The following is a 14,233-nucleotide window of genomic DNA, read 5'->3' as shown; positions in this document are numbered from 1 at the left end:
CCCATGAAGAATTGTTTAGCTATCCTAATCCTTATTCTAAGTATCTGCTCTATAGATTTATATGCACAGGAAATTGATACAATTCCAATTAATACGAAAGACCTGAATATAAAGTTAAAACGTAGCCCCTTACCAAGCAGGCAGGGACCTTTAAACTTCGAACCTGTTAAAATCCCGCCTTATATCGTTAATGCAAAGGTAAATTACTGGAAAACCAAGACTTCAATAGGCATTAATGTAAATCAGGCACAATTTAGTGATAACTGGAAAGGTGGTGGGGTAAACTCGGTAGCTGTTGGCGGTTTGTTAAACTGGAAGGCAGAATACAACAAAAATAATTATAGCTATGTAAGTGAGCTTATTCTGCAATACGGTAAAATTAAAAATAAAGACCAGTTGCAAAAGAAAACTAATGACAGGATTTTCTGGGATAATAAAGCATCATTTCAATTATCTAAAAACTGGTATTTTTTCGGTTCGATCAACTTTGAATCACAATTTGATAAAGGTTTTTCTTACGCTACTGTAGATGGTGCTGAAACGGCTACACTAATTTCAAAATTTATGGGTCCGGGTTATTTAACAGAATCCATTGGTTTTGAATATAAACCATCAAAATACTTTTCAACCCGATTTGGTACAGGTACTGCCCGCCAAACATTTGTACTTGATAAGGCGCTATTCATTGATCCTGATCCGACAAAACCACCTAAGGAATCAGTATACGGCGTTGACTATGGCAAAACGTTTAGAAATGACCTTGCCTTCCAAATTGTTTCTGCTTTTGATAAGGATATTTTTACCAATACCAATCTAAAGGCTCGTTATGCGATGCTTATTCCTTATGAAGATTTTGGATGGAACAGAATTGATCATCGACTTGATATTGCTTTAACAGCAAAAATTAACCGCTTTATGAACACAAGCATAACTGGCATCGCGCTATTTGATGAAGATACAGGCACAAATAAAATTCAAGCCAGTCAAACCCTGGCGCTAGGTTTTGCTTTCGTTTTTCCAAGATAACTAACCACCTGTTTTACCGTTTTCCCAATAACAGGTAGTTTGGATTTGTTTATAGCTAACCCCTCTATCTTTAAGGTATTTTTTAAATTTTTGTACGGATTTACCTCTTCCGGTAAGATAAAAGCTTGCGTCTTCCCACATTTCCCAACATTTGGGGTGCATATTTTCCATCCATTCTATCGCATTTCCTGCCGGCGAAGTTATTTCTGAGGGTACTACATCAATCAATAACCTGATGTTGGCTAAAGCTTGATCATTTTCTTCATTCATTTCTAAAATTCCAAAGCATTCGTGTTGTAAATCTTCAGCAACTTTACCGAATGACGCATACAAACCGATACTGGTTTCATCACCAAAAAAGAAATGTTGGTTCGAATCGTAATTGTATTTCACTTTAGCCTGATCTGCAATAAGTTTTAATTGGTCGCCCTTTTCTATATTTGCCGCCCAGCTGCTCCCTGTACCTTTACGGTTTAAAAAAAAGATGATCTGGCAGGTTCCTGCTTCCTGATCAAAACCAGAGAGGGTGTAATGCCTATATTCGTTTGAATTTATCCTGAACAAAACCTCTTTTCCTGGTATAAAATCCAGACTTAAAAAATCGCCTTTAAGCGTAACTTCTTTAATATTATTGCTCAGCATTCTAATATCAACCACTTCAACGTCAAATATTTTGTTGCTGATCATTTTTTCCATTGTATTAGCCAGCCATGATGGTAATTTCGGCATCGTATTAATTGTTTAGTAACATTAAACAAAAGTAATTGTCAAATGCCATGTACATTTTACACCAAAAGGATTAAAACTTATATGAAAGGGATTTTATGGCTTTAAGTATTTACGATAAATCAAACCAGCAATATGTTGTTGACCATATGATTGATCAGGCTGAGATAAACCTTCCACTGGTTACAGAGCGAAGAGAAAAATTCAGTTTTCCATTTGGCGACGCAGAACTTGTGCAGATTGCTTTTTCAGGAATTTTTATTGTTTATGGTGATGTTATTGTAAAGGAAAACCAGTTGCGAATAAAATCTTTTGACGATGCAGAATTGGTTGAGCTTCATTTCTCGATTAAAGGAGACGGAATTTTAGAGAATTTTCTAACGAAAAAAACGATAGCCATTAAAGGCAATCAGCATAATATTATTTATACACCATATTTTGATGGTATTGCAAAATTTAACACTGAAAAATCACACAAATTTTTTGAGGTTCATTTTCAGCGGGAGAAATTCGTGGATTTAACCAGCGATAGCAGTTCCCTTTTAAAGAGATTTGGCGACACTATTATGAACAATAGACCTATGGCCATTTCTTCTGATAATCTGCCCATCAGTATAGCCATGTATGCATGCATCAATGATATTATGAACTGCACCTTTACGGGCGGCCTGAAGTTATTGTTCCTCCAATCTAAATGTGTTGAGCTATTAGCCCTGCAGGCACAGGCATTTGAATATGCCAATAAAAAATCAGCGCCTAAGACCTTAAAATCAGACTACGATAAGGAAAGGATTTATTACGCCAGAGAATATTTGCTGAAACATGCTCATCATCCACCATCTTTAACTGAATTAGCCAAGGCTGCCGGAATTAATGAGTTTAAACTAAAAAAGGGCTTTAAAGAAACCTTTAATAATACTGTTTTTGGTTATTTAAGCGATTATAAATTGATGGAAGCCAAGGAACTTTTAGCAGATCATCAGTTGGACATTAAAAATATTTCCGAACAACTAGGCTATTCGTCCGTTCAACATTTTAGCCATGCATTTAATAAGAAATTTGGTGTGAGTCCGGGGAAAGCGAGATAGATTAATTGGGAGTCCACAGTCATTAGTTTTTGAGTAAACGCCTGACGAAAAAAGTTTAAGCTTTCTTCCGTTTTTTCTTTAAATCCAAATAATCAACAAAATATAACACTTTAACTGAAAGGCTATTATTCTGTGGGGCATTTAAAATTCCACTTAAGTTTTTATTGTAGCGTTGTCTGTAGAAAGGATCAGAAGTTTCTGCGGCATCTTTATAAGAAACAGAAAGCGTACTCCCTGGTGCAAATTGCCAGATGTAAATCAAATCGATATTAAATACATTGTAATTCCGATCCAATGCGGTTAAAGCCGGTCCTTGATAATCTGTTAAATTTCCATCAGGTTTAAGAAGATAAAAATCTTTGTTTCTTCTATCACTCCAATAATGTCTGAACACTACAGTAACGCCCATTAAATTGGTGAAGGTATATTTGGCATCAAAAGAATTTTCTACCGTTCTTCTGTCGTATTTGGAAAAGATTGATTGACTACCCTGAGTGGTTACCCAATTTACAAAATCATAATTTGGATTGAAGCTTAAATCAAGTCCAAATGCCACTTTATCATTTAATCGAAAGTTTTGAAACAAATAAAAATTGTAAGATTTTCCTTTAAAAAGCTGTTGTTCCTGATAACGGATGTTACCCCCAAAATTGTAAGCCTTCGCTCGATTGGGATTGATATAAAGACCAATGGTGTAGTTTTCTGGCGCTTTATAAATCTGGCCATTTCTGGCTTCGTAAAAGTTATTGGCTTTAGCATCATAGTTTACATCCAGTTCTGCCGACCATAAATTTTTAAACCGCACATAAGATCCGGTTTCAATGCCAAGGCTTTGATAATCGCCTGGAGTAGCCCGCCTCGAATAGGTCATGTTGAACCAGTTTTGCCATTCATTATACCATTTGCCGGGTTTAAAAATATTGTAACCTAAACCTACCCGCTGATCCAGAAAATTATTATTGGTGAAGAAACCCATATCCGATGGGTCAAACTGATCATCTGCGTATACCTGATTGTAACTCCAGGTAAAATTTCCGCTTTGCTTTCCAAAACGAAGGGTATAACTGTAGCCAGTACTGGTTTCTTCACCACGCAAATAACTCATTTTACCATTTCCATTGATAAAATATTTATTGCCTTTGTTGTTTAGGTTGAGTAGTAGTGCCGTAACATTTGCATCATATGCGCTGCCCTGACGTAAAACATTGGTATTGATAAACGTAGCAGAGCTATTGTTTTTTAATGACTGATCAAAAACTAAAATATTATAATTGGTTAAAGGTTGTGTTTCTACCTCACGGAAATTGCCCTGCGCATCTTCTACTTCCGTTTGCATGCTGTTGGTGATTGCATTAAAAATCCCGATCCCTAAGCCTTTTGCCGTTCTTCCAGAAATCTTAGTAGCATTTAGAACCTTGGCTTCAGTTTGGTCTTTTATCACCTTATCGGTTTCGCCAATTGCACTGTAATTATAATAAGCTGGAATAGAACCAATCCGTTTGGAATAAAACAAATCACCTTTGTTGAAAAGTTCAGTTCCCTCGGTAAAGAATTGCCTGTTTTCATTAAATTTAACTTCAAAGGGCGTCAGGTTTAATATGCGGTTATCTGACTGCACCTGACCAAAATCAGGAACCAATGTCATATCTAGTGTAAAACTGTTATTTATGCCATATTTAACGTCCATACCACCATTAAAGCGTGAAGTGGTGTTTTTAATCCCTGGCAAATTGGCTGGATAATGGTTAATATAGCCTGAAACATATGGAGAAAAAGAAAGCCGCAAGGGTGGCTTTAGATCTTTTAAACCTGTAAATAGCCCTTCCTGATTGATAAATCCATTCACTTTTGGATCTACAAAATTCCAGAAAGATTGTGCATTGGTTCGTTGAATGCGGCGACTAAAATTTATTCCCCAATTTTGAATGTCTTTGCCAGAAAAGCGCAGGGCTGAATAGGGGATTTTCATTTCACAAGTCCAGCCTTTATCATCTAATTTAACTGCACTTTCCCACACAGCATTCCAGTTCGAATCTTCATCACCCACCTGCGAGTATTTAGCATCAAACTGAACACCTGCAGCAGTAACGAAAAAACCATTTCCATTCATTTTATCGTAAAAAGGATCTAAAATAATCGAAATAAAATCAGCATTTCCAATCTGATCCCGAGATACCAGTTCATGTGAAACACTATCAGGATGATCGTACATCCGGGCGTAAACATAAATCGCAACATCATCATAAAGTACCTTCATTTCGGTACGTCTGTCTTGAGTTTCTATCTTTCCCGGATTTGGCCTGATCTGAATAAAATCGCTGGCTATAGGTACATCTATCCAACAAGCATCATCTAATATGCCATCTATTTTAGGTGAGGTTATGGTTCTTAATGCTGGCAATTGCCTTTGTTTGGCAATATCCTGTGCGCTACAAATCGAATAAATTAACAAGAGAAAAAAGGTGAGCCAGCGTTTCATTCATTTAGGTTAGTCATGCATAAGACTGGCTTTTAATTAAAATGTTGCACCAACAGGTAAAATTAATACTTCACAGTCAAAGTTTTGAGTTTGAGTTGCAGAGATTTACAATCAAAATTTGATACATTTGCGTTTCATTAAAAAACAAGTGGCCTCTGCTTTCAGGCAATGGGCTATTAGCTTATAAAAAGATGTTTGATAATTTACAGGACAAGCTAGACAGAGCATTTAAAGTATTAAAGGGACAAGGCAGCATTACGGAGATCAACGTGGCAGAAACCATGAAAGAGATTCGTAAAGCATTATTGGATGCCGATGTTAACTATAAAACAGCTAAAGCATTTACCGATGATGTGAGGCAAAAAGCATTAGGCCAGAACGTGCTTACAGCGGTTTCACCAGGCCAGTTGCTTACCAAAATCATGAACGATGAACTTGCGGCCTTAATGGGTGGTGAGGTTACAGAGTTAGATACTAAAGCAAATCCAACGGTTATATTAATTGCAGGTTTAAATGGTGCGGGTAAAACCACCTTCGCTGGTAAACTGGCATTGCACTTAAAAGGCAAAGGCAAAAAACCTTTATTGGTTGCTGGTGATATGTATCGCCCTGCGGCGGTAGATCAATTGGAAGTTTTAGGAACTTCTGTCGGTGTATCTGTTTATGCCAATCGTCAATCTAATGACCCTGTAGCCATTGCTTTAGAGGGTATTGCTCATGGTAAGCAAAATGGCAACAATGTTATTATTATAGATACGGCCGGTCGTTTAGCCATTGATGAGTCTCTGATGAATGAGATCTCGGAAGTAAAAGCGAAGACACAACCACATGAGATTTTATTCGTTGTGGATTCCATGACGGGTCAGGATGCAGTAAATACAGCAAAAATATTTAACGATAGATTAGACTTCACCGGCGTTGTGTTAACCAAATTGGATGGAGATACCCGTGGTGGTGCTGCACTTTCCATTAAATCGGTTGTAAATAAACCAATTAAATTTATCGGTACCGGCGAAAAGATGGAAGCACTTGATGTGTTTTATCCAGATCGTATGGCATCTCGTATTTTAGGTATGGGTGATGTGGTTTCCCTTGTAGAACGTGCACAGATGCAGTTCGACGAGAAGGAAGCTGCCGAACTACAGAAAAAAATTCGTAAAAATAAATTCGATTTCAACGATTTCTATAGCCAGATTCAGCAGATCAAGAAAATGGGTAATATGAAAGATTTGATGGGTATGATTCCGGGTGTGGGTAAAATGATGAAGAATGTGGATATCCAGGATGATGCATTTAAATCTATCGAAGCCATTATCAATTCAATGACTCCATTTGAAAAAGAAAATCCTGATGCCATTCAGCAAAGCCGCCGTATACGTATTGCCAAAGGTTCTGGAAGCAAGGTAGAAGAGGTAACCAAATTGATTAAGCAATTTGAAGATATGCGTAAAATGATGAAGCAGTTTTCAAATCCAGCAGCAGCAGCAGCAATGATGAAAGGTATGCCGAAAATGCCATTTGGAAAAAGATAGTTTTTAAGCTTAGAGGAGAAAGACCAAAGCTTAAAGCGAAGACAGCATGTTGCAGATATTTAAATCCCAATCAGAAATGGTTGGGATTTTTGTTGTTAGATCTATAAGGTTTTAAAACCTTATAGATCTATTAAATATTTCTTTATATATTAGAAAACAATTATTCATCCCCGAATAATATAACATCCCGATTATTTCTTGTATAATTCATGCTTGTAAAAACTTACGGGAGTGCTGTTTTTGGCGTAAATGCGCTTACAATCACCATTGAGGTCAGCATCAGTGGCGGCAATAAATATTATATGGTTGGCCTACCTGATAATGCAGTTAAAGAAAGTCTGCAGCGGGTAGAAAGCGCCATCAACATTGCTGGTTTTCGAATGCCCAGACAAAAAATTGTAGTTAATCTTGCTCCTGCTGACATCAGGAAAGAAGGTTCAGCATATGATTTACCAATTGCTATTGGCATTTTAGCCGCATCCGGGCAAATTCCATCAGAAGAGTTGGAGAACTACTTTATCATGGGTGAACTTTCATTAGATGGTGCTATCCAACCAATTAAAGGTGCATTACCCATTGCCATTCAAGCTCAAAATGATGGCTTTAAGGGCTTTATCTTACCAAAGCAAAATGTTCGTGAGGCCGCTATTGTCGATGGCTTGATTGCCTATGGTGTGGAAACGCTTGCACAAGTAATTGCTTTCTTCAATAAAAGTGAAAAGCTTGAACAAGTAAAGATTAATACCAAGGAGGAATTTCTTAAAAATATTGGTAATTATGAACATGATTTTTCTGACGTTAAAGGACAGGAGAATATTAAACGCGCACTAGAAATTGCTGCCGCCGGTGGACACAATGTAATTTTGATTGGCCCTCCAGGGGCAGGTAAAACGATGCTGGCGAAACGTCTTCCTACTATTTTACCGCCATTAAATCTATATGAAGCACTCGAAACAACTAAAATACATTCTGTAGCCGGGAAATTATCTGCTGCAGATGCATTGATGACCATTCGACCTTATCGATCTCCTCACCATACGATTTCGGATGTGGCATTAGTTGGTGGTGGAATACATCCTCAACCGGGAGAGATTTCTCTGGCTCATAACGGCGTTTTGTTTTTGGATGAATTGCCAGAGTTTAAACGAACGGTTTTAGAAGTAATGCGCCAGCCTTTGGAAGATCGCAAGGTCGCTATTTCAAGAGCTCGCTTTTCCGTTGAATATCCTGCAAGTTTCATGCTGGTGGCCTCTATGAATCCATGCCCGTGCGGATTTTACAACCACCCCGAAAAGGAATGTGTATGTGCACCTGGTGTAGTACAGAAATACCTCAGTAAAATATCCGGGCCATTATTAGATCGAATCGATTTACATGTTGAGGTTACACCAGTCAATTTTTCTGAACTGGCTTCATCCCGCGAAGCGGAAAAAAGTGAATACATCCGGAAACGCGTTATTCGGGCAAGGGAAATTCAAGATCTTCGCTTTGCTGATAAGCAAGATTTACATTACAACGCACAAATGAGTCCAAAAATGGTGCGCAAAGTCTGTCAGATCAATGAAGCTGGCACAACATTACTCAAATCCGCTATGGAACGCTTGGGCTTATCCGCAAGGGCTTATGATCGAATTTTGAAAGTAGCCAGAACCATTGCAGACTTAGATGGAAGCGAAAATGTAGCACTAGAGCATTTGGCAGAATCAATTAATTATAGAAGTTTAGATCGGGATGGATGGGCTGGATAAATGATCTGAATATTCTTAAACCATATAGGAATATAGAACATATAGCAAGATAATCTATATGAACTAAATGCCTATATGGCCCAAAATGAAATGATTCAAACTGAATATGCTTAAACCATATAGGAATATAGAACATATAGCAAAATAATTTATATGAATTAAATGCCTATATGGTCCACAATAAAATGATTAAACATATAGCAAAAATCTATAAACTAATTATCTCCATGAACTAAATGCCAATAGTTCAAGAATAAATACGATTAGAATATTTACTAAAAAATAATAAATCAATTTCATATCCTGTTAAACCTTTAAAACAATGACTAAAACATACTTACGAGAGATAACTTACAACGTTATTGGTGCTGCAATAGAAATTCATAAAGCACTTGGACCAGGTCTTTTAGAAAGTGTATATCATGAATGTATGAAACATGAACTAACGCTTAGAAATATAAACTTTATGACAGAAGTTTCGATGCCAGTATGTTATAAAGAGATAGAAATTGCTACTTATCTAAGATCAGATTTATTTATTGAAGGCTGCTTAGCAGTTGAAATAAAAGCATCAAAAACAATAGAACCTATTTTTGAAGCCCAAATATTAACCTATATGAAGTTATTAGAAGCACCTCAGGGACTGATCATAAATTTCAATTGTGTCAATATTTTTAATGATGGACAAAAAACTTTTGTTAATGATTTTTACCGCAACTTAACAGATTAATTCAGCGATATATAATACGGTTACAACATTTTTAATATCAAACTTATTCCATAACAGATAATATTTTTCAAACTATTGGCATTAATGGCTAAGTTTAAGCAAATAAACGCTCGCTTATGAAATGGTGCCTCTATGTATCATGTATAATTCTTTTTTCTAGCTGTGTTTCTTTAAAGCAAACAAAACAAGCTGGCATTATAAAAATCACTGATTTAAGTAGCTTTAACGGCAGCTATAACAATAAATTAAATTCTCCTGATTCATTATCCTCCCTATGGAATCAGTTAAGTTTAGGTCAAATTTCTACATCTAGCGACCAAGGAGAAAGAATTGAACTCCAGGCTATAAGTAAAAGCAAAATAAAGGCAATTTTATTCCTGGGCAGCGAACAAAAATCGGAATTAATCTTAAAAGGTAAGCTGATGAATAATTACTTTGTATCCATTCATAAACGAACCATTATACCAATTCCATTTATATTCGGAAAATTTAAAAACAACCAGTTTCAATTTGCATTAAGTGAAAACAATACATTACAGGTAGATTGTTTAAATAATCAATGGGGTTGGGTATTTTTATTCTTGGCCAGTCATGATCAAACAAGACATTATGAATATAAAGGCCTGTCAAGATGAAATTACTATACACTGTATTTATCTGGTTTCTTTAAATTCATATGCCCATACGCCTAATCATTTTGTTTTATCACTTAGCTACACCAAGATTTTGGAAGCCAGAGATCATTTAGATAAAGATTTTCAATCTCAGCCTATCTTTTCAGATTTTCAATTTACCTTTTCTTTCTACAAAACTAAACAGTTTGCCCAATTAGAGAAATTTATTAATGATGGTTAAAATTTCATTTAAAAAAATTAAAAAAGAAGCCAAAATAATCATTAAGAAACTATTATACAGCAAGTTAAACTACAAAAGTTGAATTTAATTTCATTGCCTTAGCATACAATACTAACCCTTAAAAAAATCTTTTGGCATAGTGGTTGTAAACAGCCTGTTACATTTAACCAGATTCTGTAGACTATTTCTTCAGATTCATATTGAAAACATTTATGAAAAAGACAATCCAAATTTTCAGCATGCTATTAATAGCATTAACAGTAATGGTATCATGTAAGAAAGATACTGACCCTGCAGACAAAGATTTCTTTGTAGGTACCTACAGAGGAAGCGTATCTTATACACAAGGGAGCAATCAAATCACCAGCACTGACGGCAAAGTTACCGTAACAAAAGTTAATGATACGTATAGCTTCTTTTTTGGAAACAACATTCCTGATATTACAGGAGTTAAATTTCAGGAAAGTGGTAATACTTACGTAAGTATTGGTACGGGTGTAATTGGAATTACAATTGATGCCAGTACTCTAAAAATTGGTGTTTCCAATTCAAATGGTACCTGGACAGCCAACTGTACCCGATAAGATTTAAAGAAAAAATTTAAGTCCCGACAAAAATCGGGACTTTTTCTTTGCCCTAACATTTTAATCTCCCCATCTAAAAGCAAATCAGATTCTAAATTTATTTAGATTTATAGAATGAGCCTTGAATTAAGAAAACATATTGAAGAGATTGTCTCACTTACTGATGAGGAGTTTGAATATATTAACAGCCACTTCAAGCTCAAACAACTTAAAAAACATCAGTATTTAATTCAGGAGGACGAGCAGGTAAACAATATCTATTTTGTGATCAGTGGACTTCTAAAAGCAACATTTAATGATTTAAATGGCAAAGAATACATCATTCAGTTTGCAACAGAAAACTGGTGGATTTCAGATTTTCAGGCTTTTTACAATAATGTTAAATCTATTACGAGTATCAGTTGTCTTGAAAATGTAGAGTTGCTTTATATCTCCAAAGAAGACCTGGATAAGATATGCAGAGAGAGTCATAAAATGGAACACTTTTTCAGGGTAAAAAATAGTTCTGGTTACGTGGCCTTGCAACAAAGAATTCTCTCTTTGCTTACGACCAATCCAAAAGAACGCTTTGAACAATTTACCCGCCAATATCCACACTTGGGGCAGCGACTCTCCAAAACTATAATTGCGGCTTACCTTGGTATTTCAAGAGAAAGCCTAAGCAGACTTTCATCAAAAGTGTGATTTAACGCACAAGAATTTTGTGATTGAAGTCCTATGTCAGTGAAAAACTTAGCCCTAAATTTGAATAACATTAAACATTAATGATATGAATAAAAAAGTTTTATTCGTGCTTACGAGTCACGACGAATTAGGAAATACAGGTAAAAAAACAGGTTTTTGGTCAGAAGAATTGGCTGCTCCATATTATGCATTGGCAGATAAGGATGTAGAAATCGTATTGGCTTCTACAAAAGGTGGTCAGCCACCAATTGACCCTAAAAGTGAAGAACCTTCTTTTCAGACTGATAACACTAAAAGAATGGATAATGATTCTGTCCTTTTAGATAAATTAAAAAACACTATTCCATTAGATGAAGTGAAAATGGAGGATTACGATGCTGTATTTTATCCGGGTGGCCATGGTCCGCTTTGGGATCTGGCAGAAAATGCAACTTCTCAAAAGTTAATTGTTGATTTTTATACCGCAAATAAACCTGTTGCTTTTGTATGTCATGCGCCTGGCGTATTAAAAGATGTAAAAGTGAATGGTGAATATTTGGTTAAAGGTAAAAAAGTAACTGGCTTTACCAATACTGAAGAAGAAGGTGTTGAATTAACCAATGTGGTGCCATTCCTGGTAGAAGATATGTTGGTTAAAAACGGCGGAATTTATTCTAAAATAGGAGACTGGAATCCTTATGCTGTTGTAGATGGTTTATTGATAACTGGGCAGAATCCAGCCTCATCAGAGAAAGTAGCTGAAGAGTTATTAAAAATGATTTAATAGTTAAAATATCTACTCTACTGGTTGCTGATTTAGAAACCAGTAGAGTTATTAAAGGCTTTTATAATTCTTCTTCTTCATCATCTTCTTCCGGCACATATTTTTCTATAGCCTGCCCAATTGCATTTACCTCTTCATCTTCCTCAAAAATTGGAAGCTCCGTTTTATAATCCATTTTCAACCAAATGGAAGAGGTATCTTTTTGAATCTGAATATATTCTCTTCCATCTTTAAAAATGGTATATGAATCGTTTCCTTCAGGAAAAACAGAATAATTTACTGGGCCTATTTCTATATCAAATGGTTCTTGCATCGCTGATTATTTTCGATAAAGATAAATCATAAATCTGCTTAAGCATAATCATTTTTAAATGAAAAGTTTGAACATTTAGTACGGAGAAACGAACTAATCCAATATAGTATAGTCCATGCTGAGGAAGAGTAGTTAATGTCTATTTTCTTTTGGAAAGAGGTGTTCAAAACGATTGAAAGAGAATGTGAATGTTCCTAATAATTAAAAAATTACATCTCACTGCATAAAAATCCCGTCATTTGTATTACTTTACAACAAACAATTTACCGAAAGATTAGAAGATGAAGTTAACGTTTTGGGGCGCGGCGCAACAGGTAACAGGAAGTATGCACCTGCTGGAAGTTGGGCATTATAAAATATTGATAGATTGCGGATTGGATTATGAAAAGGAAACTTACCAGGAAGAAAACCAACAATTTCCTTTTGACCCTGCCAGTATCAACCTTGTTATTTTAACCCATGCACACATTGACCATTCTGGTAATTTACCAACGCTTGTACGCCTGGGTTTCGATGGCCAGGTGCTTTGTACACCTCCAACAGCCGATTTAACTTCGATATTATTGTTTGATTCTGTAGAGCTTTTTTTACGTAAACAAAGTAGAAAACCACGCACTAAACGTGGTAATTTTAGTGGACCGAAACCATTGTATTTGCACAAACATGTGATGGATACCATTGACCGTTTTGTAACCATTGCCTTTAATAAGCCTTTCAAAATTAATGGTGATATCAGCCTAACATTTATCCCTGTGGGACACTTATTAGGTGCAGCTGCTGCGGTTTTAACCATAAATGATCATGGTGAAGAAAAGCGCATTGCATTTTCAGGTGATATTGGCCGGGAACATTATCCGGTTTTAGTAAAACCAGACCCTATACCAGCTGTAGACTATTTTGTTTGCGAAGCCACCTATGGAGGCCGTTATCATACCAAAGACCAAACACTGGAAGAAAGATTGATAAAAGAAATTGAAGAAGCTTGCATTAAAACCCCAGGCAGATTAATTATTCCTGCATTTAGCATTGGAAGAACACAGTCGCTTGTATTTGCATTAAATCAAATTTTCACTAAGAAATTATTGCCGCCAGTTCAGATTTTTGTTGATAGCCCCATGGCTATATTGGCAACAGATGTTTACCGGAAACACCATAACCTGGTAAATCAGGAAGCAAAAGATTTTTATAAAACCATGGGTGATGAATTTGAATTTGAGCATTTAGCTTACGTTCAAAACATGAAGGAAAGCAAGGATGTTTCTAATTATTTTGACCCTTGCATCATCATTTCATCCGCAGGGATGTTAGAAGGTGGGCGTATTCAGGATCACTTGTATTACAATATTCAGAATTATTACTGTACCATTCTTTTTATTGGCTATTGCGCAAAAGGTACCCTTGGTTATAAACTCTTAAGTGGCGCACCCATTGTGAGGATTAAAGACCGTGAAATGATGGTTTATGCTACTATTCGCCAAACAGATTTGCTCAGTGGACACGGTGACCACGATGATCTCATGCGGACAGTGAAGCAAACTGGTCAGCCGAAAAAAGTTTTTCTTGTGCATGGTGAAGATAACAGTTTGAAAAGCCTATCAGCTGCTTTGCAGGAAGATGGTTTTGATGTAGTAGCACCTGAAAGAGGAGAGGTATTTGAAATTTAATAGCCCCTCCTAAATCCTCCCCTGAATGGAGGACTTTAAGG

General features: G+C 36.1%; 14 protein-coding genes. 11 read left to right on the top strand and 3 right to left on the bottom strand.

Going from position 1 to position 14,233, the window contains the following annotated elements; all coding sequences use genetic code 11:
• The first annotated feature begins 3 nt into the window (after positions 1-3).
• Complete coding sequence (locus tag EV200_RS09170) at positions 4-1,026, top strand: DUF3078 domain-containing protein (RefSeq protein ID WP_132531410.1); 1,023 nt, start codon at positions 4-6, stop codon at positions 1,024-1,026.
• On the opposite strand, the gene EV200_RS09165 is transcribed toward EV200_RS09170, so the two are convergent.
• Positions 1,027-1,755, bottom strand: a complete 729-nt coding sequence (locus EV200_RS09165; protein ID WP_132531407.1) for a siderophore-interacting protein — start codon at positions 1,753-1,755, stop codon at positions 1,027-1,029. It lies immediately after the preceding gene.
• A 95-nt stretch (positions 1,756-1,850) separates the two neighbouring features.
• On the opposite strand from EV200_RS09165, the gene EV200_RS09160 reads away from it, so the two are divergent.
• Positions 1,851-2,840 (top strand): helix-turn-helix transcriptional regulator, encoded by a 990-nt coding sequence (locus EV200_RS09160; protein ID WP_132531404.1) that lies wholly within the window; start codon positions 1,851-1,853, stop codon positions 2,838-2,840.
• Positions 2,841-2,895: 55 nt separating this feature from the next.
• Here the strand turns inward: EV200_RS09160 and EV200_RS09155 are convergent, their stop codons facing one another.
• Positions 2,896-5,319, bottom strand: coding sequence for a DUF5916 domain-containing protein (locus EV200_RS09155; RefSeq protein ID WP_132531401.1), 2,424 nt, complete (start codon positions 5,317-5,319; stop codon positions 2,896-2,898).
• Positions 5,320-5,510: 191 nt separating this feature from the next.
• Between EV200_RS09155 and ffh the strand changes: the two genes are divergently transcribed.
• The 8 genes from ffh to EV200_RS09115 all read left to right on the top strand — a co-directional run bounded on the left by ffh (position 5,511) and on the right by EV200_RS09115 (position 12,215).
• The gene (gene ffh / locus EV200_RS09150) at positions 5,511-6,851 is read left to right on the top strand and encodes a signal recognition particle protein (RefSeq protein ID WP_132531398.1); all 1,341 of its coding nucleotides are present in this window, start codon (positions 5,511-5,513) and stop codon (positions 6,849-6,851) included.
• A gap of 209 nt (positions 6,852-7,060) precedes the next feature.
• The gene (locus EV200_RS09145) at positions 7,061-8,599 is read left to right on the top strand and encodes a YifB family Mg chelatase-like AAA ATPase (protein WP_132531395.1); all 1,539 of its coding nucleotides are present in this window, start codon (positions 7,061-7,063) and stop codon (positions 8,597-8,599) included.
• A gap of 322 nt (positions 8,600-8,921) precedes the next feature.
• Complete coding sequence (locus tag EV200_RS09140) at positions 8,922-9,329, top strand: GxxExxY protein (RefSeq protein ID WP_132531392.1); 408 nt, start codon at positions 8,922-8,924, stop codon at positions 9,327-9,329.
• Between the two features lie 116 nt (positions 9,330-9,445).
• Positions 9,446-9,964 carry a hypothetical protein gene (locus EV200_RS09135; RefSeq protein ID WP_132531389.1) on the top strand — a complete coding sequence of 173 codons (519 nt, stop codon included), beginning with the start codon at positions 9,446-9,448 and terminating at the stop codon, positions 9,962-9,964.
• Positions 9,939-10,184: a hypothetical protein gene (locus EV200_RS09130; RefSeq protein WP_132531386.1), complete on the top strand. Its 246-nt coding sequence runs from the start codon at positions 9,939-9,941 to the stop codon at positions 10,182-10,184. Before EV200_RS09135 ends, EV200_RS09130 begins: the two co-directional genes overlap by 26 nt.
• Before the next feature lie 212 nt (positions 10,185-10,396).
• Positions 10,397-10,768: a hypothetical protein gene (locus tag EV200_RS09125; protein ID WP_029281494.1), complete on the top strand. Its 372-nt coding sequence runs from the start codon at positions 10,397-10,399 to the stop codon at positions 10,766-10,768.
• A 114-nt stretch (positions 10,769-10,882) separates the two neighbouring features.
• Complete coding sequence (locus EV200_RS09120) at positions 10,883-11,452, top strand: Crp/Fnr family transcriptional regulator (protein WP_132531382.1); 570 nt, start codon at positions 10,883-10,885, stop codon at positions 11,450-11,452.
• A gap of 85 nt (positions 11,453-11,537) precedes the next feature.
• Positions 11,538-12,215, top strand: a complete 678-nt coding sequence (locus EV200_RS09115; RefSeq protein ID WP_132531379.1) for a type 1 glutamine amidotransferase domain-containing protein — start codon at positions 11,538-11,540, stop codon at positions 12,213-12,215.
• Between the two features lie 61 nt (positions 12,216-12,276).
• Here EV200_RS09115 and EV200_RS09110 read toward each other — a convergent pair whose 3' ends face one another.
• Positions 12,277-12,528: a hypothetical protein gene (locus tag EV200_RS09110; protein ID WP_029281497.1), complete on the bottom strand. Its 252-nt coding sequence runs from the start codon at positions 12,526-12,528 to the stop codon at positions 12,277-12,279.
• A gap of 281 nt (positions 12,529-12,809) precedes the next feature.
• On the opposite strand from EV200_RS09110, the gene EV200_RS09105 reads away from it, so the two are divergent.
• The gene (locus EV200_RS09105) at positions 12,810-14,192 is read left to right on the top strand and encodes an MBL fold metallo-hydrolase RNA specificity domain-containing protein (RefSeq protein WP_132531376.1); all 1,383 of its coding nucleotides are present in this window, start codon (positions 12,810-12,812) and stop codon (positions 14,190-14,192) included.
• The last annotated feature ends 41 nt before the right edge of the window (positions 14,193-14,233 follow it).

The sequence above is a fragment of the Pedobacter psychrotolerans genome, from assembly GCF_004340665.1.
Classification (GTDB): domain Bacteria; phylum Bacteroidota; class Bacteroidia; order Sphingobacteriales; family Sphingobacteriaceae; genus Pedobacter; species Pedobacter psychrotolerans.
The sequence above is the reverse complement of the archived record's forward strand: the minus strand, read 5'-3'. Positions and strand labels throughout refer to the sequence as shown.

Excerpts from the sequence above, each read along its gene's own strand:
- EV200_RS09105 (WP_132531376.1), top strand. The coding sequence starts at position 12,810 with ATGAAGTTAACGTTTTGGGGCGCGGCGCAACAGGTAACAGGAAGTATG.
- EV200_RS09165 (WP_132531407.1), bottom strand. The coding sequence starts at position 1,755 with ATGCCGAAATTACCATCATGGCTGGCTAATACAATGGAAAAAATGATC.
- EV200_RS09110 (WP_029281497.1), bottom strand. The coding sequence starts at position 12,528 with ATGCAAGAACCATTTGATATAGAAATAGGCCCAGTAAATTATTCTGTT.
- EV200_RS09140 (WP_132531392.1), top strand. The coding sequence starts at position 8,922 with ATGACTAAAACATACTTACGAGAGATAACTTACAACGTTATTGGTGCT.
- EV200_RS09155 (WP_132531401.1), bottom strand. The coding sequence starts at position 5,319 with ATGAAACGCTGGCTCACCTTTTTTCTCTTGTTAATTTATTCGATTTGT.
- EV200_RS09130 (WP_132531386.1), top strand. The coding sequence starts at position 9,939 with ATGAATATAAAGGCCTGTCAAGATGAAATTACTATACACTGTATTTAT.
- EV200_RS09115 (WP_132531379.1), top strand. The coding sequence starts at position 11,538 with ATGAATAAAAAAGTTTTATTCGTGCTTACGAGTCACGACGAATTAGGA.
- EV200_RS09125 (WP_029281494.1), top strand. The coding sequence starts at position 10,397 with ATGAAAAAGACAATCCAAATTTTCAGCATGCTATTAATAGCATTAACA.
- EV200_RS09160 (WP_132531404.1), top strand. The coding sequence starts at position 1,851 with ATGGCTTTAAGTATTTACGATAAATCAAACCAGCAATATGTTGTTGAC.
- ffh (WP_132531398.1), top strand. The coding sequence starts at position 5,511 with ATGTTTGATAATTTACAGGACAAGCTAGACAGAGCATTTAAAGTATTA.
- EV200_RS09170 (WP_132531410.1), top strand. The coding sequence starts at position 4 with ATGAAGAATTGTTTAGCTATCCTAATCCTTATTCTAAGTATCTGCTCT.
- EV200_RS09120 (WP_132531382.1), top strand. The coding sequence starts at position 10,883 with ATGAGCCTTGAATTAAGAAAACATATTGAAGAGATTGTCTCACTTACT.
- EV200_RS09145 (WP_132531395.1), top strand. The coding sequence starts at position 7,061 with ATGCTTGTAAAAACTTACGGGAGTGCTGTTTTTGGCGTAAATGCGCTT.
- EV200_RS09135 (WP_132531389.1), top strand. The coding sequence starts at position 9,446 with ATGAAATGGTGCCTCTATGTATCATGTATAATTCTTTTTTCTAGCTGT.